The organism is Acinetobacter sp. YH16051 (genome assembly GCF_013417135.1).
GTDB classification, from domain to species: domain Bacteria; phylum Pseudomonadota; class Gammaproteobacteria; order Pseudomonadales; family Moraxellaceae; genus Acinetobacter; species Acinetobacter towneri.
On sequence record NZ_VPEN01000010.1, the window covers coordinates 1 to 23,950 of the forward strand.

The window sequence follows — 23,950 nt, forward strand, 5'->3', positions numbered from 1 at the left end:
CCCTTCCCGAACTCAGAAGTGAAACCTCTTCGCGCTGATGGTAGTGTGGGGTTACCCATGTGAGAGTAAGTCATCGCCAGCTCATTATTCAAACACCCTCAACTAGCGTTGGGGGTGTTTTTTTATGTGGAAAAGAAAATATTAAGAAGAATAATCACATTTTATTGTGTTTAAAATAACAATAAACCCATAATTAATAAAATGTTTTAGACTAATGTTGAATTTTTATTTTTTGTGTTTTGTGTGAAAGTTACACAATCTACTTGAATGGCAAAAGTGGACATGGATGACTGATAAAAATGAAAGTCTTCACTGTAAAAATTGCTATTCAAGCTTACTGAAACACAAACTCACAGGAGGTGAGGAATGGCACATCAAGCAATTAACGTGAATGATGTCATCGATCACGCAAAATTCAAACCATTTCATTTCAATGTCGTGGCATGGTGTCTACTGATCATTTTATTTGATGGCTATGACTTGGCAATTAATGGGGTCGTTTTACCCTTATTGATGGATGAGTGGGGCTTGAGTGCTGTTCAGGCGGGGATGCTCGCGAGTACTGCATTGGCAGGTATGATGTTTGGCGCGATGATTTTTGGTTCTTTGGCCGATAAAATTGGTCGTAAGAAAGTCATCATGATCTGTATCGTTCTGTTTAGTGGTTTAACCTTTGCAGGTGGCTTTGCTTCTAATCCAACTGAGTTTGCAATTTTACGTTTCTTAGCGGGTTTAGGCATTGGTGGTGTAATGCCAAACCTTGTGGCCTTAACTTCTGAATATGCACCTAAAACCATGCGTAGCACCTTAGTGACTACTATGTTTAGTGGTTATGCTGTAGGTGGTGTAATGGCAGCCTTACTTGGCTCATGGTTTACCCCAAGTTTTGGCTGGGAAATCATGTTCTTTATTGCGGGTATCCCATTGTTTTTATTGCCTGTGATTTGGAAATTCTTGCCAGAATCTTTAACCTTTATTGTCAAAGAAAATAAGCAAGATCAAGCCCGTCCAATCGTAGCGCGTTTAGCACCAGATTTAAAAATTACCGAAGACACCACTTTTGAATTGTATCAGGTTGGTGTGCCTGAAGCTGCTAACGTGGTGAGCTTGTTCAAACGCGGTCGTGCAGTGAATACTTTATTGTTCTGGTTAGCGTTCTTTACTTGTCTATTAACCATGTATGCACTCAGCAGCTGGTTGCCAAAACTGATGATGGCGGCAGGCTATTCTATGGACAACAGCTTAATGTTCATGATGGTGATGAACGTAGGTGCAGTCGTTGGTATCGTGGGTGGTGGTATTTTAGCAGACCGTTTCCACTTAAAACCTGTATTGATGTTCTTGGGAATCATGGGTGCATTGGTGATGAGCCTCATGGGCTTCCAATCTAATCAATTCTTGCTTTACATCTTAGTATTCTTGGCGGGTGCAGCATCTATTGGTTCACAAATGTTGTTGTATAGCTATGTGGCACAATATTACCCACTTGCGGTACGCTCAACAGGTATTGGCTGGTCATCTGCCATTGGTCGTATGGGTGCGATTGTGGGTCCAATTTTAATTGGCGGCTTATTGGGTATGAATTTACCTGCACACTTCAACTTTATGGCAGTAGGTTTGCCAGTGTTGATCACTGCAATTGCGGTTGCCTTGATTATGAGTGAAGATGAAGCTGAGCAAATTAAAGCAGGCAAAGCAGTTGCTGCCAAAGCTTAAACTTGTAATGTGCTAAGTTCAAAAGTCCTCAACCTTGTTTGGGGACTTTTTGATTATGGGGTGTGTAAATAGAAAGTGATGATAGATAAAGTTATATACTCAAGACACAGATAAAAAGAAACCCCATCATCCTGACGGGGTTTCTTTGTATTTCGTGTTTAGGTATAACTCCTGTCGTACCTCACGATCCTGGTGCTCAAACCTATTATTGTTGTTTTCTGTTTGGGAAACATCCTGTCTCCTTATGCTTTAAAGAATACCGTAAGCTCAAAATACTGCCTAGCCTCATTTTGCTTCAGTGCATGTAAGCAAAAAATGACAAAGTGATGAATGATACTGACGCTGTTTTTGAGCAAACGATAAAATACCGAGCTTATTTTTGTCCATAAACAGGCGTATACTGATTGCGTGATTGGAGTAAATATGTCTGATTTAGCTGCAGCATCTCATGTTCAGTATGGTACTAAGCCGTTTAAAGCCATTCTTTTTTCGTTGTTTCTAGCGGGTTTCGCTTCTTTTTCGACCTTGTACTGTGTGCAACCGATGATGCCTATTTTGGCCGATTTTTTTACGGTTACACCAACCCAAAGTAGTTTCCCGCTGTCATTTTCTACTGTGGCTTTGGCGATAGGTTTGCTTTTCACAGGCTTTATTTCAGATCGTTTTGGGCGTAAACCTATTATGGTTTTGGCTTTATTTTTAGCTGCCATTTTATTAATTCTGAGTGCCTTACTTCCAATCTGGTCATTCTTTTTAACCACACGAATTTTTATTGGCATTGCTGTGAGCGGTGTTGCTGCGGTCGCCATGACCTATATTGGTGAAGAAATTCGACAGCAAGACATTGGTTTTGCCATGGGGCTGTATATTTCGGGTACGGCCATTGGTGGCATGGGTGGACGTTTAATTGCTGGGGTCTTGGTCGATTTTATATCTTGGCAAGCGGCAACCTTAATTATTGGGGGTTTGAATTTACTGATTGCAATCACCTTTTATACGTTACTGCCCGCATCGAAAAACTTTACAGCGTATCCGATTCGTTTCTCGCGGTTCAGAGATGCTTTTGTTGCCAATTTGGCAGATCGTAAATTAAGAATCCTGTTTTTACAGGGCTTTTTGCTGATGGGCTGTTTCGTCAGTGTTTTCAATTACATCAGCTATTATTTACTAGCTAAACCATTTGAGCTTTCCCAAGTTTGGATTGGGGTGATTTCAATTGCCTATTTGGCGGGTATTTATAGTTCACCGCGTGCGGCAAGCTGGGGCAATCGTATTGGACGTGAACGTGTGTTGCCTATGGTGATTGTCCTAATGTTGATCGCATTATGGTTGATGTCGATTGCACATTTAGCCGTCGTATTGGCTGCATTGGTGCTATTTACCTTTGCTTTTTTTGCCGCACATTCTACTGCCAGTAGTTGGGTGTCGATTCAAGCACTGCAGTATCGTGCAGTGGGATCATCATTATATTTATTTAGTTACTACATGGGTTCGAGTTTGCTCGGTAGTGGTAGCGGTCTGATTTGGGAACAATGGGGCTGGTCTGGTCTGACATGGGTGATGACTGCAGTCTTGGGTGTGGCGCTTTATGGTGCGTGGCGTTTAAAGATTAAACCAACAGCGCTGCGATAAGCATTCAGGATTATTGCTTTAGGCTTATCCCTTTATGCTTTTCTTATTCAGATACCAACTTAGGATATAAAAATAGTTTGCTGATTTTGTGTGTTTTTTAATCAAGCAAGATGAATGGAATTCATGCTAAAATAGTCGGCTTTCATCTTTGATCGACTTTTGATCTTCCACTTCCCAGCCGAGAATTGCAAGCCATGTCTACTGCTTATACTGCTCAGACCGCACCCAAAGCGTTGTTTGATTACGACAAATATTGGGCGTCATGTTTTGAGCCTGCGCCATTTTTGCCGATGTCACGCGAAGAAATGGATCAGCTTGGTTGGGATGCCTGCGATTTTATTTTGGTTTGTGGTGATGCTTATATTGATCATCCCTCTTTTGTATCGGGCGTGATTGGTCGTGTGCTTGAGGCGCAGGGCTTTCGTGTCGGGATCATCGCCCAACCAGACTGGACCAATGTGGAATCTTTTCGGGTACTAGGGAAGCCGACCATTGCTTGGGGTGTTACCGCGGGCAATATGGACTCGATGATCAACCGCTATACTGCAGACCGTAAAATCCGTTCTGATGATGCTTATTCACCAGACAATCAGCCGAATAAACGTCCTGACCGTGCGGCTACGGTATATTGTCAGCGTTGTCGTGAAGCCTTTCCAGATGTGCCTGTTTTACTGGGCGGGATTGAAGGCTCGTTGCGTCGTATTGCACATTATGACTATTGGTCGGATAAAGTTCGTCGCTCAATTTTAATGGATTCTAAAGCCGACTTATTGATGTACGGCAATGGTGAGCGTTCGATTATTGAAGTGATGCACCGTTTGGCCAAAGGCGAAAAAATCCACGAAATTACAGATGTACGTGGTACAGCATTTATTATTAATAAACATAACCGCGCGTCTAAAGCCAAATTTGTTGAAATTGCATCTAATGATGTAGACAGCGTGGGCCGTGTTGATCCAATCATCAACCCTTATGTGATGACCGAAGATTTAGACGGTTGTGAGATTGAAAAAGACAAGGGCAACAACCTCGCACAATATCAAAATTTCCAGAAAGATGTGGTCAGCAATCCAATTGTGCGTGAAGGTGATCAGCTAGATGCAGATACCCAGATTGTGCAATTGCAGCCTGCTTCAAAAGCAATTAAACACAAATTACCCCCACGTGAATTGGCAGTGATTCGTTTGCCTTCTTTTGAGGAAGTGGCGAATGATCCTGTGCTGTATGCGCATGCTAACCGTATTTTGCATTTAGAAACTAACCCGGGCAATGCGCGTGCTTTGGTGCAAAAGCATGGTGAACGTGATGTGTGGTTGAATGCACCGCCTATTCCGTTGACTACGGAAGAAATGGACTATGTATTCGATTTACCGTATGCACGTTTGCCGCATCCATCTTATGGCAATGCTCGTTTCCCTGCTTTTGATATGATCAAGTTTTCGGTCAATATCATGCGTGGTTGTTTTGGTGGCTGTACTTTCTGTTCGATTACCGAACACGAAGGACGAATTATCCAAAACCGTTCTGAAGAATCCATTTTGCGTGAAGTGGAAAAAATTCGGGATACTGCGCCTGGCTTTACTGGCATTATTTCAGACTTGGGTGGCCCGACTGCAAATATGTACCGTTTGCATTGTAAAGACCCTGAAATTGAAAAGAATTGTCGTAAACCCTCTTGTGTATTCCCGGGCGTATGTCAAAACTTACATACCGATCATGCACCTTTAACCCAGTTATATCGTAAAGCGCGTGAACTGAAAGGTATTAAAAAAATTCTGATTGGTTCAGGTTTACGTTATGACTTGGCAGTGTTGAACCCTGAATATGTACGTGAATTGGTGACGCATCATGTGGGCGGTTATTTAAAAATTGCACCTGAGCATACCGAAAAAGGCCCATTATCTAAGATGATGAAACCAGGTATTGGTACGTATGACCGTTTTAAACAAATGTTTGATCGTTTCAGTAAAGAGGCGGGCAAAGAGCAATATCTGATTCCGTACTTTATTGCTGCGCACCCAGGAACGACCGATTACGACATGATGAATTTGGCGTTGTGGCTGAAAAAGAATGGTTTCCGTGCCGATCAGGTACAGACTTTCTATCCATCGCCAATGGCGACCGCTTCGACCATGTATTACACAGGTAAAAACCCACTGGCCAAAGTGGCGCGTTATACCGAAAATGTGGATATTGTCAAAGGCGAAAAACGTCGTCGTTTGCATAAAGCTTTCTTACGTTACCATGATCCAAACAACTGGCCGTTGTTGCGTGAAGCCTTAAAAGAAATGGGACGTGCAGATTTAATCGGGAACTCTAAACAGCACCTGATTCCAACCTATCAGCCGCAAGGCACAGATGGACAGTATCAAACGGCACGTAAGAAAAACTCGACTGTCGCGGGTGATTCACAAAAACGTACGGGGCAAAGTGGTAATCGTGCTCAGAACAGTAATCGTCCGAAGAAAGGGCAAATATTGACTCAGCACACAGGTTTGCCGCCACGTGAAACAGGTGAAAAACGTCCATTTTCACACAAAAAATCTAAGCCAAAATCGAAAGCTTAGTACTTGAAGTTAAGATCCATCAAAAGGCGCTGCAGCGCCTTTTTTGTTTGCTTTTCATTTCATCGGAATTGTCCGACAATCGAATCTGTTAAGCATTGCTTTGTTATTTTTTTGCATGCTATACAGTATTCGTATCTAATGATAAAAACACGCTTAGATGCTACAGCACTTAGACAAAAGGCGGGCTTGTGAAACAAAATTTCTGTTTCTATGATGGTTTTGTCAATGTTTCATGTAGTTTCTTAAATGGAACGTTTAAATATAAAAGCGTGTTATATACTGATTTGATGAAAAAATCGGCATGAAGCCGAAACAACTATAAAAAATGATTTTAAGGATTGAATTATGACCATTTATATTTTGATTGGGGTTTTGATACTGATTTTCTTTCTCTTGATGGCGGTTAAGGGCTTGGAAAATAGAGAAAAACCTCAGGACAGTGCACTAAAGCAACGTGCAATTTTTAACTTAAATGAACAGCTGACGTATACACGTTTGCAGGAAATTTTACCTCAACATATCATCTTGGCGCATGTGTCTTTTGATGCCTTGCTGACCACGAAATTTTCACGTACTCGACATAAATACCGCAATATGATTGCCGATTTTGTGGTGTTGGATGCCAATCATCAGGTCGTTGCAATTGTAGCCTTAGATGATTTGTTGATGCTGAAACGTAGCCGCAATGCGCAATACCAAGATGAATTGTTGCGTTTGGCGGGTTATAAAGTGCTGCGTTATGAAGATGTGCCTGAATATCACGAATTACGCGAAGCTTTTGGGCAATCATCGTCATCTTATGCAGATTTAGAAGATTTGGATACTGCCTTAAAAAAGTATGAATTTTTAGCGCATTCTGTACGCCATAAAGTGAAGGTATTGGGCTAAACGCTTGCCGCTAAAGTCACTAGATAGACAATATGAATCAGCATGTCGCCATGACATGCTGATTTTTTTGGGCATGTTCCTGATCCAATCACATCTGTTATACGTTGGGTTGCTCTTCAGGTTTGACTGCAACCACAGTCATCTCAACTAAAACGTCAGGATGATATAACTTGGCTTCTACGCAGGTACGCGGTAAAGTTTGTATATCTGCCACCCAAGCATCCCAAACTTGATTCATTGCGGCATAATCGCGCTCAATGTTTTTTAGAAAAATCATCACCGACATGATGTGACTTTTATCTGTACCCGCATCTGCCAGTAAACGATCAATCAGGGCAAGTGTTTGTTGGGTTTGCCCCTCAATATCTTGTTGTGTGTCTTCTGCCAGTTGCCCTGCCAAATGGACTAAATTTCCAGAAATTGCAATTTCAGAATAACGTTTTTGAATATGTAGACGTTGAACAGCCATTGGGTGTAATCCTCGCGCCAAGCGATTAGGTATAAAAAGCGTGAGGTATTATAGAGGCAGGCAAGCACGTGGAAAATATGCAGGCAGCAGTCTGCTTAAAATAAAAAGTAGTTGAATGGAAAATACGAGGAAAAGAGAGATGCGGTATTAAAGCGGCGAAGTGCCAAGCGCAGAGTTGTCCTGTAATCTTCGGATTTGATCGTCACGCCAATCACAGGACAAGTATGCCAAAAGTAATGGTGATTTTTGACATCTCAGCGTATGTACGGATAAATACATCGCGCGCATAGATTACTCTAAAAAGCACAACTGTGAAGGGTAAATTGTCTTATTTTTATTCTTTTGGCTGAAATTTATACAAAAATAGCTTTAGTATTCATCGGTAAGCATTGCTTTGGCAGGCTGTCATGCCGTGCTGCGAGTTTATAGCTTTAATATCCGTGATATTTACGAGTCGTGATATTTACAGTAAAGACAGTTGTGCTTGTTCATCGGCAGAGCTGAGTTGATACAGACCGACCCCAATTAAACGGAATTGATCCTGTGCGGGAATATGCATTTCGTGAAGCAAAAGTTGCAGGACTTTTTCAAGATCGTTTTTGCTCTCAAGTGGCTGTTTAAAACTTTTGCTATGTTGTAAGACCTGAAAATTTTTGAGTTTCAATTTGGCCGATACGCCACGTGCAACATATTGTTTTTTCACTAAACTGTGCCAAACCTGATCAATCAAGCTAGACCAGTAAGCTGCACATTCGGCTAAGTTTAAGTCATCATCAAAGGTGATTTCTTTGGAAATTTGCTGGCGCTCACGTTCTGCCTGCACAGGACGTTCATCAATCCCTTGGGCAAATAAAAACAGGCGTTTTCCATATTTGCCAAAATGATGAATCAACAGGTTTTCTTCAATGTGTTGCAAATCGCCTAAGGTATTTAAATTCAAGCTTTTTAATTTTTCCTGCGTGACTTTACCTACGCCTGGAATTTTCTTTAAGGGTAAGTCCTGAATAAACTGCTGCACTTGACTGGGTTTAATCACGCAAATGCCATTGGGTTTATGCCAGTCCGAAGCAATTTTGGCTAAAAATTTATTCGGTGCGACACCTGCCGAGGCCGTTAAACCTGTACTTTGAAAAATATCTGCCCGAATCCGCATTGCGACTTCAGTTGCGCTTGGAATACCTTGTAAATTTTCGGTGACATCTAAATAAGCTTCATCTAAAGACAAGGGTTCAATAAGTGGTGTATAACGCTGAAAAATCTGATGAATTTGTGCGGAAACCTCACGATAGAGCGCAAAATTAGGCTCGAGCACCACCACCTGCGGGCAGCGTTTGCGGGCTTGTGCCATCGACATGGCAGAACGTAAACCAAACTCACGCGCAGGGTAAGATGCCGCAGCAATCACAGCACGAGGATGATGCGAAGCAATCACCACAGGTAAATGCTGCAATTCAGGACGACTGCGCAGCTCAACAGAGGCATAAAAGGCATCCATATCAATATGAATGATTTTCCGCATGGCACAAACTAGATGAAGCGTTTAGATTTCAACAGTATCGCATGTTTAGGAAGTCGGTTGTAGCATCGGAGCAAGCGGATAAGGCGTGTTGCTATTCAGCAAAATCACCTGTGTCGATTGCTGTTCTGCATAGTCGATCAAACGCTGTAAACTCCGTGGGCTATGGTCGGCAATGCGGGGCAAAAACTCTAAAGGGCGCGCTAAAGGCTGGAAAAAATTATCCCAATGAATTGGAATCACGACACGAGGGCGCAACGTTTCCACAGTTTCATCTAAATAATGCTGTTGAAAAGCAACCGATTGTTTAGAGAGCTGTGCAATCCCTAAAAATAAAGTATCTACCTGCAAGTGTTGTAATTGTTTAGAAATCGCGCCTGTACTGGCTTTGACTAAAATGTTCTGTTCAGGATGCTGAATGTAATAATCAAAACTGCCGCCTTCTTTAAATTCATAAAAACGGGCAGGTAAGGACAATGGTTGTTGAATTTGTTCACCTAAATCATTATTCACAGCGGTGGCAGGGGTATGCTGTGATGGAATAGCCGTAATCTTAAACTTTCCAATCTGTATTGGTTGGGCAGGATTGACAAGGCTTAATCGAGATTCAGGAATTGCGGCACCACGGGCAATGTTCAAACTACTTTCTGAACCGATGATTTGACTGTGTTTGAGTTGCTGCGCCAAAAATGGCAAATCTAGCGTGTGATCATAATGCGAATGGGTGATCAAAATCGCACGTGTGCGTTGTAATTGATGCTGTTGAATCAACTTGTGCAATAAGGCTGGTTGGCTGTCTAACTTGTTCCACATGACTTGTGCAAGAGAGGGGCGACTAAAAAATCCATCAATCAGAATTTGGTTTTCACCATCATCAAACAATAGGGTAGATACGCCAAAATAATGTACTTTTAAGTTGGCATTTGCGGTTTTTGTTGAATATTGCCATGCGGAAAATTGTTCTAGTTTGCCTGCGGGTTGTAATAGGTAAAGCAGTGCGAATCCTGCACAAATGCTGAGCGTAAGAGCAGCCCAAAGCAGCCCTTTCATAATTTTCATGACGGTACTTTTTTATTGTGATGCAGCTATCTTGTTATTTTTTCTGGTTCGGTTCAAGTCTTGTGGGTTGAATTGCGTTGTCTGTTAAAAAATGCTGCCATTGTTTGGTATTGCCATAAAAAACATTTAGGTCGACTGGGGTGTGAATACCTTTTATTTGACCCTGATTGGTATGTTGCCAAAATAACCATTTTGGCTGACCTGCCAGTTGTGGTTTACCCTGATATTCTCTGACCCAAAGTGGTGTTTGCTTAAAGCTTTCAGTTAATACCATATTGTAAAAGGCTTTAGATACATAAAAAATCGGTTGTTTTTCATAATGTTGATATAGCGCATCATGCATGATTTGAATTTCGCGCAGTAACTGTTCTTTGGTATAGGTATTGATGCAGTTGCTGTCATACTCCAAGTCAATTACAGGTGGCAAACTGTCGGATTTTTTTGGAACAGTCGCAATAAAGTTTTCTGCCTGAATTGCTCCATCACGGCATAAGCGATAAAAATGATAGGCGCCGACCAAAAAGCCATGTTCACGGGCTTTGAGCCAGTTATCCTGAAATTTACGGTCTTTAAAATCGCCCCCTTCGGTGGCTTTTAAATAGACAAAGGCATATTTTTGTGGGGAAATTTTATGCCACTGAACATCGCCTTGATGATGTGACACGTCAAATCCTTGAATCGGATATTCTTCGGTTGCCGCAGGTTGTTGGCGCAACACACCCAAATACAATAAAACCGCCAAAACAGCACTGCCAAGCATCGCAATGGTCATACGATAGTGCGGTGTAAAAGCTGAGTTTTTAGCTTGATTGGACGGTTTGCGCATGTTGAAAAAGCTTCGCGGAGCAAAGTCATATCATAACGTGCAGTGCGGTGTAGCACCATGCGCTTTCGGTAATGGCGTTTTAAACGGCCGTGTGTTTGGGGATATTCCAAAACACTAAAAATGCCAAAATATTTAATACACCCAAACAAATTAAAGTGGCATGAAAGGCACTGACTAACTGTCCTGCGCCGTAATAGGCACTAAACATATTCACCAAAGTACCTGCCAATGCCACGCCAATACTCATCGACAGCATCATAATCATGGATAAAAAACTATTGCCGCTGCTGGCATCTTGTTGAGGTAAATCTTTGAGTGTAAAGGTATTCATACCCACAAACTGCAATGAATTAAGCACCCCAAATATAAAAAAATGCAAGGCACGTAACCAAGTCGCAGTTTCAGCAGTGGTCAGCGCAAAACTAGCAATACACGCCCCGACCAATAACGTATTGGTCAGTAAAAACTGCCGATAGCCAAAACGTTGAATTAAAGGCCGAATAATTGGTTTAGATACCAAAGAACCGAGCACAGTCGGAATCATCATCAAACCCGTGAGAAACGGTTCAAAACCAAAAGCCACCTGTAGCATGATTGGCATGATAAAAGGCATGGCATTGCCCCCGAAGCGGGCAAAAAAGTTACCTAAAATACCAATGGCATATAAGCGATTTTTAAATAAATCGCTGCGAAATAAGGCATTTTGATGAGTATGGGCATGGCGGGCATAGCATGCTGCGGCAATACCGCCAGCCAAGATTAACGCTAAATTCCAAAGCAGATTATGTTGTGGGTTGGCAAAATTTTCGATGCCTAAAGATAAGCCCGCCATCGCCACAACTAATAGGATAAACCCGAGAAAATCAAAGTTTTTAACTTCAGTTTCAGTCACATTCGGCATGGCTTTAATACAAATCCAACAGCCCAAGATGCCCATAGGAATGTTGATCAGGAAAATCCAGTGCCACGTGGCGACTTCGACCAACCAGCCACCCAGAGTTGGGCCAATTAAGGGGCCAATCAACCCTGCCAGACTCATCAGGCTCATGGCAGATAAAAACTGGGTACGTGGAATGATTTTTAACATCGCCAAGCGCCCGACAGGCAAGAGCAATGCGCCACCAATACCTTGAATCACCCGATAAAACAGTAATTCATTCAGACTCGCTGCTGCAGCACAACCCAAAGAGGCAAGGGTAAAAATGATAATCGCTGCAAAATAGGTATTGCGTACCCCAAAACGATCTGCCAACCATCCACTTAATGGAATACACGCTGCCACCGAGAGCACATACGCCACCACAACACTGTGCATCCGCAGCGGGTCTTCCTGCAGGCTATTCGCCATTGCAGGGATTGCTGTATTCACAATGGTGGTGTCGAGCGCCTGCATAAAAAAGCCAATTGAAACCAGAAATACCAAAAGACGGTATTCAGGATGCAGGGCTTGATGGGTCGGTGTTTGGTTCATAACTCGGCAAAATGGACATTTGGTCTAGTTTAAACCATTTTGCAATCTAGCGGACTGCATCTATAAAAACATGAAAAGTGTTTGAAAATTCAAGGAAATGCAATGAAATTGTCATCTATTTGTCACCGATTATTCACTTTGAGTTTGTAAGTTGGGTGCATTTAGAAAAATGATGAGTAATTTATGAAAACGCAAATTTCTGCATTAATGTTGGCTTTATTGTCTGTGGGGATGGTGGGCTGTAATGATAATAATGATCCTATTCCTGTAAAAGAAGAAGTTGTTGAAGCAACACCTACAACAATTAGTTTGGAGCGTTTAGGGGAATACGATGCACAAGTTTTTGGTGCGAGTGCTGCGGAAATTTCTGCTTATGATGCTGAAAGTAAACGTTTATTTGTAGTCAATGCGAAAAATGGCGTGGTCGATGTACTGGATTTAAGCAACCCAAGTGCACCTGTTAAGCTGAACAGCTTGGATGCCAAGACTCATTTGGCGAATTCTGAAGTCAATAGTGTTGCGGTACATCAAGGTATTGTCGCTTTAGCTGTTCAGGCAACACCTAAAACTGATAAAGGCATCGTGGCATTTTTTAAAGCCAAAGACCTGAGCTTTATCAGCAAAGTTGAAGTCGGTGCATTGCCTGATATGTTGACTTTTACTCCAGATGGCAAAAAAGTCTTGGTTGCCAATGAAGGTGAGCCAAATGAAGGTTATAAGATTGATCCAGAAGGTTCAATCAGTATTATTAATCTAACTGACATCAACAAGCCTACTGTAAAAACTGCAGATTTTCAGGCATGGAATACACGTAAGCAGGAATTGCTTGATGCGGGCGTGCGTATTTTTGGGCCAAATGCGACTGTCGCACAAGATTTAGAGCCTGAATATATTGCGGTGAGTGACGATGGTAAAACTGCTTGGGCAAGTCTACAAGAAAACAATGCTATTGCTGTAATTGATTTGATTCAAGACCAAGTGGTCGATATTTTCCCATTGGGTTATAAAAACTTTGGCTTAGCTGCAAATGCTTTAGATGCAGGTGATCGTGATTGTGTTGTTGGTAAGCAAGACTATAACGGTAAAACGATTACAGCCTGTGCTAAAAATGAGGGGATGATTAATATTCAAGCTTGGCCAGGCTTATATGGCATGTATATGCCAGATGCAATTGCGCAATATCAAGCCAATGGACAAAGCTACTTGGTCACTGCCAATGAAGGTGATGCGCGTGAATGGTTAGTTGATGAAGACTTATATTTTGGTACGGATGAAATAACTCAGGGTTATGCAGAAGAAATTCGTGTTAAACACTTATTCAATAATAAAGGCTTCAGTACCAATGGCGATTATGCAGCGCATTTACGTCTATTAAAGTCAGGGGTTAAAGGCGCAAAGCTTGATTCAAACGTATTTAAAGCATGTACCACTACAGATGCCAATGAAGTTTGTGCAGATAATTTAATTAAAGATTCACAATTGGGTCGTTTGACGATTACTTGGACGCAAGGTTACAAGAAAGATACAAATGGTGAGCCTGTGCTAGACAGCGATGGTTTCATGACCTATGACAAACTATATGCTTATGGTGGCCGCTCGTTCAGTATTGTAGATCCTAAAACCAAAAAAATTGTTTGGGACTCAAAAAATGACTTTGAACGTAAAGCTGCTGAATTATTTCCAGAATACTTTAATACCAATCATGAAAAATTAAGTATAGATGATCGTAGTGACAATAAAGGCCCTGAGCCTGAAGGCATTGCTTTAGGTAAAATTGGTCAAAAAACTTTTGCCTTTATTGGGTTGGAGCGTATGGGTGGCATTATGGTGTACGACATTACCCAACCGACACAAGCATCTTTTGTTGAGTATTTTAATGATCGTAAGTTTGGTGAAACCCGTACATCTTTCGATGCAGAAGGTAATGAGGTTACCGTTGAAAATTCAAATCTCGGTCCCGAAGGTTTGATCTTTATTGCAGCCAAAGACTCGCCTAACGGCAAGCCACTGTTAGTTGTGGGTAATGAAGTCAGTGGAACTACTGCCGTCTACCAAATCAAGCTTAACTAACAGCATTGCAAAATTAGAAATCTATTAAAGAGGGCACTTTGGTGTTCTCTTTTTTGTGCTGTAAAAACCAATGAACAGTGAATTAAAAAAAGCGAGTCACCGACTCGCTTTCACTTTCATTTTTATTGCTATTTCATGTAGCTAAAAAAGTTCAACCCACAAAATGACGTGGAGAATCCAAATTCTTCAAGGCATTAATAATTTTATGGGAGTGGTTACACACGATCAGTTTAGCGCGGTGCTGTGGTGGTAAAAAACCTTCGTGTACCGCATGATCTAACTGCTGAATCAGCGCATCATAAAAGCCATTTACATTATATAAAATCATCGGTTTTTGGTGCTGATTCAATTGCCCCCAAGTGGCAATTTCCAAAATCTCTTCAAAAGTACCCAAGCCGCCTGGCAACGCCACAAAAGCACTGGCGCGATCTGCCATCATCGCTTTACGCTCATGCATGCTTTTGACTACGTGTAACTCGGTTAAATTACTGTGGGCAATTTCATAATCCAGCATAAATTCAGGAATTACTCCCACCGCTTGCCCACCATGTTGCACAACGGTGTCGGCAACCAAACCCATTAATCCAATACTCGCACCGCCGTAGACCATACCAAAGCCTTGCTCGGCCAGTTTTCTTGCCAGTTGTACTGCTTTTTCCTGATAAATCGGGTTATTGCCAGAGCGCGAACCACAGTACAGTGCCACCAAAGGTTGAGAGGTTTGAGGAGATGGATTATTGATATATTGGGTCATTCTTAATTCGCTATTCATTTATTTTCTTCACCATAGCATGTTCTTTTTGTTGGCTCTAGCTTAGTGCTCAAATATGACAAACCCGTCAGTATGCAGTGTTCAATTTGCAAAGATTTGTGAAAGTGCTGCATTGACGTGGATGATGTCGCAAAAAGGGGATGAATCTGAGCGCAAACTTTCCTATACTCAAAGCTTGTCTGACAACTATAGAATCGTCATGGACAGTGGCAGTAGTCGCACCGAACGAATATTTTTAAATTACATGCTGTGCCAACCAGAGCAAGCAAACTTATCTTTTCAGTGTCATCGCCGTGTGGCACGTTTGACCCATGATATTCAGGAGAAGAGTGCATGATCTTTGAATGGATGTCTGACCCCGCTGCGTGGGTTGGGTTATTGACCCTGATCGTACTCGAAATTGTATTAGGCATTGATAACTTGGTGTTTATTGCCATTTTGGCAGAAAAGTTACCGCCAGAACAACGCAATACGGCACGGGTGGTGGGCTTGCTTCTCGCCTTGGGGATGCGCCTGATTTTACTCGCCTCTATCGCGTGGGTCGTCACTCTGACCCAACCACTGTTTCATATTTTTGAACATCCTTTCTCTGGACGTGACCTGATTTTACTGTTTGGTGGTGTGTTCCTGTTGTTTAAAGGCACCATGGAACTGCGCGAACGCATTGAAGGCAAACCAGCACTAAAAGAAGAAAACCCTGTGCACGCGACTTTCTGGATGGTGATTGTGCAGATTGTGGTGCTAGATGCGGTGTTCTCACTCGACAGCGTGATTACCGCTGTGGGCATGGTGCAGCATTTATCGGTCATGATGATTGCGGTGATTATCGCCATTGGCATTATGTTGTGGGCCTCTAAAGCGCTCATGGACTTTGTCAATAAGCATCCTACCGTGGTGATTCTATGCCTGTGCTTCCTGATGATGATTGGTTTCTCATTGGTGGTGGAAGGCTTTGGCTATCACATTCCAAAAGGCTATTTATATGCCGCCATCGGCTTCTCGGTGATGATTGAATTCCTGAACCAAACCATCCGCAGAAATCAGGAAAAAACCGTGACCACCACCGATTTACGCTACCGTACTGCTTCGGCTGTGATGCGGATGTTAGGTGGCAAAAGTCAAAATACGACAGAAAGCAGTCATATCAACGAAGATGTTTTGGCTACCCGCGCCTTTGCTGATGAAGTCTTTGATGCTGAAAATGGCGTCTATCACAGCGTGATGGTACAAGGAGTGTTGGGCTTATCTGAGCGTCCTGTAAAATCGGTAATGACGCCACGTCCTGAACTGGAATGGATTGATTTAGACGAAGATGATGCCTCAATTCGCAGCCAATTATTAAGTATGACCCATTCACGAGTGATTGTGGCACGTGGTGAACTGGACAATATCTCAGGCATTGTCTTAACCCATAAAGTCATGAATCAATACATTGAAACAGGTGTACTGGACTTTGAAACACATTTGCGTGAACCCGTGATTGTGCATGAAAATGCCCAAGTTTTGATGGTGATGGAGCAATTGCGTCAAGCACCGCTGCAAATGGCGATTGTGCTGAATGAATATGGCTCGATTGAAGGCGTTGCCACACCTATTGATATTCTGGAAGCAATTGCAGGCGAATTCCCTGATGAAGATGCTCTCGAAGCCAGTGCTGAAAGTTTGGAAGATGGCACATTATTGCTAGATGGTTCCATTGATATTCGTCACGTATCTTTATTATTAGGTCGTGATTTGGTGGATGAAAGCGAGCAATATTCAACTTTATCAGGCTATATTTTATTCCATTTGGGGCGTTTGCCTGAAAACGGTGAAAAGCTGCTTTCCGATGGTTATGTTTTTGAAATTGTGACCATGGATGGACATAAAATTGAAAAAGTGCATTTGATTCAGCAGGAATCTTCAAGCGCATCATAAACTGAACGCCAAACTGCATTTCAGTCTTGTGCTTCCGCTAAAATAGCCTGCATTGTCAGGCTGTTTTGGGGCTGTTGCCATTGCAAATATAGACGAAGTGTCAACAGACCCTATTATTGATTTAAATTTCTGGAATTTTCTATGCATCACTTGGCATGTCCGTGCGGGCAAGGCGATTATCAATACTGCTGCCAACCTTTACACGTGGGGCAGGCACATGCAGAAACCGCGAGCCAACTCATGCGTTCACGCTATAGCGCTTTTGCCTTGCAACAAATTGATTATATTGTGCAAACTACTGCGCTAGGACAACAGGCAAGTTTGGATGTTGACGCAATTGCAGATTGGAGCAAGTCGAATCAATGGTTAAAGCTCGAAGTGCTGAATAGCAATGAAAAGTTAGATAAAAGCCATGCCCAAGTTGAATTTAAAGCCCATTACCATGATGCTAAGCAGGCGCAAATTCACCATGAAATTTCCCATTTTGTGCAACATCAGGCACGCTGGTATTTTCTAGATCCGACCACAGGGCAACAGCCGACCATGAAACAGCCGTGTATTTGTGGTTCGGGTAAAAAATTTAAGCAATGTTGTGCGCAATTTTTATAACTTTATCTTGGTTTTTCGCTTATTATAACGCGCATCTATTGGCCTAGTGAAAGAAGGGCAAGTCCATGTTGTTGTTGGTCATTTACTTAATCGCGATTACCGCAGAAGCGATGACAGGCGCATTGTCTGCAGGGCGTCGCAGCATGGACTGGTTTGGTGTCACCTTAATTGCCTGTGTCACCGCATTGGGCGGTGGTTCGGTGCGAGATGTATTGTTGGGGCATTATCCGCTGACTTGGGTCAAACATCCTGAATATTTGGTGCTGACCTGTATTGCAGCTTTTATCACCATTTTAATTGCCAAATGGATGCGTCATTTACGTTCCATTTTCTTGGTGCTCGATGCTTTAGGCTTAATTGGCTTCACTATTATTGGTTGTCAAATTGCTTTGGAAATGGGGCATGGCTTTGTGGTGTCTGCCGTTGCAGGCGTCTTAACAGGTGTGTCAGGTGGGATTCTGCGTGATATTCTGTGTAACGATGTGCCTTTAGTGTTCCGCCGTGAGCTATATGCCAGTATTTCTTTTGTGTCCGTGATTTGCTATTGGTTGTGTATCGAAATCGGTTTGTCGCTTGAATTGACCGTGATCTCAACACTTGTTTTTGGTTTTACTTTGCGTTTGATTGCGATTTATTTTGGCTTAGAAATGCCTAAATTTATTTATCAGGACGATGATGAACATTCAGCATCCTCTAAAGATGAAACCTAATTGGTTATAAGAATTGTATTGAATATCTAAATAGAAGCGAACCGATCACCAGATCGGTTTTTTAATGCTATCCACATCCTGTCAATTCATAGTATAAAAATACAACAGCAGTTGTGTTTTAGCCCATATCCTTTTAGCCAACTTAAAGAGTGTGTTATGGATTTAGTTTCGCGTGTGCAACGTCTACCCATTGGAAAATTCCACTATAGCCTACTGGTGGTGATTGGTCTGGGCTGGATGTTTGATGCCATGGATACAGGACTGATCTCCTTTATTTTGGCAAAAATGGCAGAAGACTGGAGCATGACCCCTGCCGAAAAAGGCATGGTGGTGTCGATTGGTTTTGTCGGAATGGCCATTGGGGCAGTCTTTTCAGGTGGTCTGGCCGATAAAATTGGACGTAAAACTGTATTTGCCACCACCTTGGTGATTTACAGTCTAGCTACTGCCGCTTGTGCCTTTGCACCGAATTTAACTTGGTTACTGGTCTTTCGCTTTATTGTCGGTTTAGGTTTGGGCGGGCAGCTTCCCGTAGCGGTGACGTTGGTCAGTGAATACATTCCTGCGCATGTGCGTGGGCGCTTTATTGTATTGCTGGAAAGTTTTTGGGGCTTGGGGTGGTTATGTGCGGCATTGGTTTCTTATTTTGTGATTCCAAAATTTGATTGGCATACAGCATTTTTAATCGGTGGTTTGCCTGCCTTATATGCCTTGGTTATCTGGAAAAAAGTCCCTGAATCTATCCCATATCTGATCAATCGTGGTCGTATTGCCGAAGCACATGCACTGGTACAAAAGTTTGAGCGTCAATGTGGGGTAGAAGTCATTGAACAGATTGAAGTTCAGCCTGTTGCCGCTAAACAGCATATCTCTTTTACCCAACTGTGGTCGGGGCCATTTGCACGCCGTAGTTTAATGCTGTGGCTGATTTGGTTTGGCATTGTCTATTCCTATTATGGCATTTTCACTTGGTTGCCTAGTCTGTTGGTGCAGCAAGGCTACAGCATCGTACAGTCATTTGAATATGTGTTGGGCATGATTTTGGCGCAATTGCCCGGTTATATTGCAGCTGCTTGGCTGGTCGAAAAATTAGGGCGCAAAGCCACACTAGCTGGTTTTATTGGCATGTGTGCCGTATCGGCTTATTTCTTTGGTCAGGCCGACAGTGTAGCGATGATCATGTTCTGGGGTTGTTTGATGTCGTTCTTCAACTTGGGCGCATGGGGTGTGCTATACACTTATACTCCTGAACAATATCCAACCAATATTCGTGCTTTTGGTTCAGGTTGGGCCTCGGCCATTGGACGCATGGGTGGTATTGTCGCTCCAATGGTGGTCACGCACATGATGGTTATGCAAAATGGCTTTAGTTATGTCTTTGTGATGTTTACAGCGGTTTTATTGGCCGTTGCCTTGGTGATTGTGGTGTTGGGTGAAGAAACCAAAGGCAGAACTTTAGAGTCGATAGGTTTGTAAAATAACCACCAGCCATCGTATATTTTGCATTGCTGTTTTTTATAAAATGAATATTTTTACGGCATAAGACACAAATTGTCGCAGAGCATCCTTACTAGCCCTTGTGCAGGATGCTGCTGCGGCATAGCATAAGCCGATTGATACAAAAACAAATGATTTAGGACGACAGGTTTTATGACAAGCCTTGCGCATCATGCAACAGAAAACCGTTCCGTAGCAGAATTTACTGAACGTGCATACCTTAACTATGCCATGTACGTGATTATGGATCGTGCATTACCCCATATCAGCGATGGTTTGAAACCTGTACAACGCCGTATTGTGTACGCCATGAGTGAGCTTGGACTCAAGCACAGCGGCAAACCGAAAAAATCGGCCCGTACCGTAGGGGATGTATTGGGTAAATACCATCCACATGGTGATTATGCTTGTTATGAAGCTATGGTGTTGATGGCGCAGCCGTTCAGTTATCGTTACCCATTTATTGAAGGGCAGGGCAACTGGGGGTCACCCGATGATCCTAAATCCTTTGCCGCCATGCGTTATACCGAAGCCAAACTATCGCAATATAGTGAAGTACTTTTGGCGGAATTGGGGCAAGGTACTTGTGATTGGCAAGATAACTTTGATGGCTCATTAAAAGAACCTGTCAATTTGCCTGCGCGTGTACCGAATATTTTGCTGAATGGCACCACAGGTATTGCCGTGGGGATGGCGACCGATATTCCACCGCATAACTTGCGTGAAGTGGTGAAAGGCACAATTGCCCTGATTCGCAACCCAAATTTAACCGATGAAAAAGTCGCAGAATATATTCCTGCACCAGATTTACCGACCAAAGCTGAAATTATTACCTCGCCTGAAGAATTGCTGAAAATGCAAAGTACAGGTCGTGGTAGTTACCGTATGCGTGCGGTGTACAGCATCGAAAAAAATGAAATCGTAATTACCGAATTGCCGTATCAGGTTTCGGGTTCAAAAATCATTACCCAAATTGCCGATCAAATGCAGGCGAAAAAACTGCCGTTGGTGAGCGATGTGCGTGATGAATCCGACCATCAAAACCCAACCCGTTTGGTGATTGTACTGCGTTCCAACCGTATTGATGCCGAAGCGGTGATGAGTCACTTGTTTGCCACGACCGATTTAGAATCGAGCTATCGTGTCAATATGAACATGATTGGCGCAGATGGTCGTCCGCAGGTGAAATCGATTCGTCGTATTTTGCTGGAATGGATTGAGATTCGTAAAAATACCGTCACACGTCGTTTGCAATATCATCTTAATAAAATCGAAAAGCGACTGCACATTTTGGCAGGTTTGCTGATTGCCTATTTAGATATCGATACTGTGATTCGAATTATTCGTGAAGAAGATCATCCTAAAGCCGAGTTGATGGCGCATTTTGGTATTGATGAAATTCAGGCCGAAGCCATTTTGGAGTTAAAGCTACGCCATTTAGCCAAGCTTGAAGAAATGGAAATTCGCCGTGAACAAGAAGAATTAGAAGCACGTGCTGCCATTATTCGTGAACAATTGGCGAATCCTGAATCATTGAAAAACTTAATTATCAGTGAGTTGAAAGAAGACGCGAAAAAATTTGGTGATGATCGTCGTTCACCGATTGTATTGCGTGCCGAAGCGACTGCAATTAATGAACAAGATATGCTACCTGCCGACCCTGTGACGGTGGTGTTGTCTGAAGCAGGCTGGATTCGTTGTGCCAAAGGGCATGAGGTCGATGCGGAAAATCTAAACTTCCGTGCGGGTGATCAATATCTCAGTCATGCACAAGGCAAATCCAATCAGCGCGTTTATATTTTAGATGATACGGGACGCAGTTATGCGTTGCCAATTAATAGCTTGCCTTCGGCACGTGGCTTGGGAGAACCATTAAGTTCAAAACTCGCTCCTGCCAGTGGCGTTGGCTTTAAACAGTTACTAATTGCCGATGATGAAGCTGAAATTTTAGCAGCCAGCAGTAAAGGTTATGGTTTTAAAACACAGGCCAAACAGCTAGATACCAATGCCAAAGCAGGTAAAGCATTCCTGTCTTTGCCTGAACAATCGACAGTGATGAATTTGCAAATGATTGAACACGCGAGTCATGTTGCACTGCTCAGTTCAGCAGGGCGTTTACTGGTGATTGAACTGTCAGAATTGCCAATTTTGAACAAAGGTAAAGGTAATAAATTGATACAACTTGAAGAAAAAGATCAGTTGGTGTCTATGTTACCTTTAAATTTAGATGAAGCAATTCAAGTATTTGCAGGACAGCAACAACTCAAACTCAAAGGCGACGATTTGCTGAAGTATGTGGCGAAGCGCGGCACGAAAGGTCAGCTCTTACCACGCGGTTACCAAAAAGCAAATAAACTGTTAATTCAAAGATAATACTAGCGTTTTTTAAGCAAAATACGTTATATATGGTTTATATTCGTGAAAATGGATGCAATACGGGACATAAACAAGCAAACAACGACGTCCTGTATTGAGAAAAACAGTTTAAAACTAAGGATTATTGATTGGAGAAATTGGCATTATGGAAAAGATTTGGTTTGCTGAATACCAAAAGACAGGGATTCCAGAAACTGTAGAACTGCCTGCAGAAAATACGTCACTCGTAGACATTTTTGAACGTAATTTCCAAAAATTTGGTTCACGTGATGCCTTTATCTTTATGGATAAGGTTTTAAGCTTTAGTGAACTAGAAGAAGCTAGCCGTAAATTTGCAACTTATTTACAAAGTTTAGGTTTGGCACCTGGCTCGCGTGTTGCGGTGATGATGCCGAACGTACTTCAATATCCTGTGGTTGCACTGGGGGTGTTCCGCGCAGGTTTAGTATTGGTGAACGTGAACCCACTTTATACTTCACGTGAGTTAGAGCATCAATTAAATGACTCTGGTTCTGAAGTTTTAGTCATTATTGAAAACTTTGCATCCGTTTATCAGGCGATTATTGGTAAAACTCCTGTGAAGCATGTTGTTGTTGCTTCTGTGGGCGATATGCTAGGTGCATTAAAAGGCACGTTGGTGAATTTTGTTTTACGTTCAGTGCGTAAGCAAATTCCTGCATGGAACATTCCGGGTCACGTTAAATTTAACGCAGCAATGTCTAAAGTAAGCCCAAGCAACTACAAACGCCCAAGCTTAACTTTAAGTGATACGGCTGTGTTGCAATACACGGGTGGTACAACAGGTGTATCTAAGGGTGCAGAATTAACACACCGCAACCTTGTGGCAAACATGCTGCAATGTGATGGTATTTTCCAGAGTAAATTCGGTGCACAAGATGGTCAGCCAGATGACCGTATTTTCTGTGCATTGCCGCTGTATCACATCTTTGCATTCATGGTGTGTGCGCTTTACGGCATGTACAAAGGTCAGGCAAACGTCTTAATTCCAAACCCGCGTGACTTACCTGCGGTGATGAAAGAATTACGCAAATATCAACCAACTTTCTTCCCTGCGGTGAATACTTTATTCAATGCGCTTGTGAACAATGAAGAGTTTAAACAGCTTGATCACAGCAAATTGAAAATGGCGATGGGCGGGGGTATGGCAGTATTACCATCAACTGCTGAAGCATGGAAAAAAGTGACAGGCACTAACATCATTGAAGGTTATGGCTTGTCTGAAACTTCGCCAGTTGCAACGGCAAACCCGCCTGCATCTGAAGAATTCACTGGCACAATTGGTATTCCATTACCATTAACTGAAGTGGCTATTTTGGATGATGACGGCAATGAAGTTGCACTGGGTGAGCAAGGTGAAATTTCAATCCGTGGTCCACAAGTCATGAAAGGCTATTGGAACCGTCCAGATGAAACCAATAAAGTGATGATTAATGGTTTCTTCCGTACAGGTGACATTGGTGTTATGGATTCACGCGGCTATGTGAAAATTGTAGACCGTAAAAAAGACATGATTTTGGTATCAGGCTTTAACGTGTATCCATCTGAAATTGAAGAAGTGATTGCGAAGCATCCGAAAGTATTGGAAGTGGCAGCCATTGGTGTACCAGATGAAAAATCAGGTGAAGTGCCAAAACTGTTTGTGGTGAAAAAAGATCCATCATTAACCACAGAAGAAGTATTAGCATTCGCTAAAGAGAACTTAACTGGCTATAAACGCCCGCGTTATGTGGAGTTTATGGATGAATTGCCAAAATCGAACGTAGGCAAAATCTTGCGTAAAGATTTGCGTAAAACTGCGTAATTCATTCTGCTTTGAAATAAAAACGCCCCCGAA

Annotated in this window: 18 protein-coding genes; 12 read left to right on the forward strand and 6 right to left on the reverse strand. The window is 42.5% G+C overall.

The window, feature by feature from the left end; translation table 11 throughout:
* Positions 1–366 precede the first annotated feature (366 nt).
* The 4 genes from FTV41_RS09555 to FTV41_RS09570 all read left to right on the forward strand — a co-directional run bounded on the left by FTV41_RS09555 (position 367) and on the right by FTV41_RS09570 (position 6,803).
* On the forward strand, positions 367–1,716 hold the full coding sequence (locus tag FTV41_RS09555) for an MFS transporter (protein ID WP_096902259.1): 1,350 nt from the start codon (positions 367–369) through the stop codon (positions 1,714–1,716).
* A 423-nt stretch (positions 1,717–2,139) separates the two neighbouring features.
* Complete coding sequence (locus FTV41_RS09560; protein WP_179996477.1) at positions 2,140–3,348, forward strand: MFS transporter; 1,209 nt, start codon at positions 2,140–2,142, stop codon at positions 3,346–3,348.
* A gap of 194 nt (positions 3,349–3,542) precedes the next feature.
* Positions 3,543–5,915 carry a YgiQ family radical SAM protein gene (locus FTV41_RS09565; RefSeq protein ID WP_179996478.1) on the forward strand — a complete coding sequence of 791 codons (2,373 nt, stop codon included), beginning with the start codon at positions 3,543–3,545 and terminating at the stop codon, positions 5,913–5,915.
* Between the two features lie 345 nt (positions 5,916–6,260).
* On the forward strand, positions 6,261–6,803 hold the full coding sequence (locus FTV41_RS09570) for a DUF2726 domain-containing protein (RefSeq protein ID WP_179996479.1): 543 nt from the start codon (positions 6,261–6,263) through the stop codon (positions 6,801–6,803).
* Positions 6,804–6,900: 97 nt separating this feature from the next.
* Here the strand turns inward: FTV41_RS09570 and FTV41_RS09575 are convergent, their stop codons facing one another.
* The 5 genes from FTV41_RS09575 to mdtD all read right to left on the reverse strand — a co-directional run bounded on the left by FTV41_RS09575 (position 6,901) and on the right by mdtD (position 12,144).
* Entirely contained in the window at positions 6,901–7,272 is a 372-nt protein-coding gene (locus tag FTV41_RS09575) for a RidA family protein (protein WP_179996480.1), read from the reverse strand.
* A 463-nt stretch (positions 7,273–7,735) separates the two neighbouring features.
* The gene (gene dinB / locus FTV41_RS09580) at positions 7,736–8,791 is read right to left on the reverse strand and encodes a DNA polymerase IV (protein ID WP_096902254.1); all 1,056 of its coding nucleotides are present in this window, start codon (positions 8,789–8,791) and stop codon (positions 7,736–7,738) included.
* 45 nt (positions 8,792–8,836) lie between these two features.
* Positions 8,837–9,847 (reverse strand): MBL fold metallo-hydrolase, encoded by a 1,011-nt coding sequence (locus FTV41_RS09585; protein WP_179993468.1) that lies wholly within the window; start codon positions 9,845–9,847, stop codon positions 8,837–8,839.
* A 34-nt stretch (positions 9,848–9,881) separates the two neighbouring features.
* Positions 9,882–10,619 (reverse strand): GH25 family lysozyme, encoded by a 738-nt coding sequence (locus tag FTV41_RS09590; protein ID WP_368779695.1) that lies wholly within the window; start codon positions 10,617–10,619, stop codon positions 9,882–9,884.
* A 133-nt stretch (positions 10,620–10,752) separates the two neighbouring features.
* The gene (gene mdtD, locus FTV41_RS09595) at positions 10,753–12,144 is read right to left on the reverse strand and encodes a multidrug transporter subunit MdtD (RefSeq protein WP_179989005.1); all 1,392 of its coding nucleotides are present in this window, start codon (positions 12,142–12,144) and stop codon (positions 10,753–10,755) included.
* Positions 12,145–12,327: 183 nt separating this feature from the next.
* Here mdtD and FTV41_RS09600 point away from each other — a divergent pair, with 183 nt between their 5' ends.
* Positions 12,328–14,214 (forward strand): choice-of-anchor I family protein, encoded by a 1,887-nt coding sequence (locus tag FTV41_RS09600; protein WP_179989004.1) that lies wholly within the window; start codon positions 12,328–12,330, stop codon positions 14,212–14,214.
* A 151-nt stretch (positions 14,215–14,365) separates the two neighbouring features.
* Here the strand turns inward: FTV41_RS09600 and FTV41_RS09605 are convergent, their stop codons facing one another.
* A complete protein-coding gene (locus tag FTV41_RS09605; protein ID WP_096902251.1) occupies positions 14,366–14,986 on the reverse strand; it encodes a TIGR00730 family Rossman fold protein in 621 nt (206 codons plus the stop codon).
* A 55-nt stretch (positions 14,987–15,041) separates the two neighbouring features.
* Between FTV41_RS09605 and FTV41_RS09610 the strand changes: the two genes are divergently transcribed.
* The 7 genes from FTV41_RS09610 (at position 15,042) to FTV41_RS09640 (ending at position 23,917) form a co-directional block, all read left to right on the forward strand.
* Positions 15,042–15,323, forward strand: a complete 282-nt coding sequence (locus FTV41_RS09610) for a hypothetical protein (protein WP_096902250.1) — start codon at positions 15,042–15,044, stop codon at positions 15,321–15,323.
* Entirely contained in the window at positions 15,320–16,903 is a 1,584-nt protein-coding gene (locus FTV41_RS09615; RefSeq protein WP_004975629.1) for a TerC family protein, read from the forward strand. The genes FTV41_RS09610 and FTV41_RS09615 overlap by 4 nt, the downstream gene beginning before the upstream one ends.
* Before the next feature lie 141 nt (positions 16,904–17,044).
* Positions 17,045–17,512, forward strand: a complete 468-nt coding sequence (locus tag FTV41_RS09620; protein ID WP_178865910.1) for a YchJ family protein — start codon at positions 17,045–17,047, stop codon at positions 17,510–17,512.
* A 65-nt stretch (positions 17,513–17,577) separates the two neighbouring features.
* Positions 17,578–18,222, forward strand: a complete 645-nt coding sequence (locus FTV41_RS09625; RefSeq protein WP_004975638.1) for a trimeric intracellular cation channel family protein — start codon at positions 17,578–17,580, stop codon at positions 18,220–18,222.
* 156 nt (positions 18,223–18,378) lie between these two features.
* Positions 18,379–19,698: an MFS transporter gene (locus FTV41_RS09630; RefSeq protein ID WP_179996481.1), complete on the forward strand. Its 1,320-nt coding sequence runs from the start codon at positions 18,379–18,381 to the stop codon at positions 19,696–19,698.
* Between the two features lie 174 nt (positions 19,699–19,872).
* Positions 19,873–22,092, forward strand: coding sequence for a DNA topoisomerase IV subunit A (parC, locus tag FTV41_RS09635; protein WP_179996482.1), 2,220 nt, complete (start codon positions 19,873–19,875; stop codon positions 22,090–22,092).
* A gap of 148 nt (positions 22,093–22,240) precedes the next feature.
* Positions 22,241–23,917, forward strand: coding sequence for an AMP-binding protein (locus FTV41_RS09640; RefSeq protein WP_179996483.1), 1,677 nt, complete (start codon positions 22,241–22,243; stop codon positions 23,915–23,917).
* Positions 23,918–23,950 lie beyond the last annotated feature (33 nt).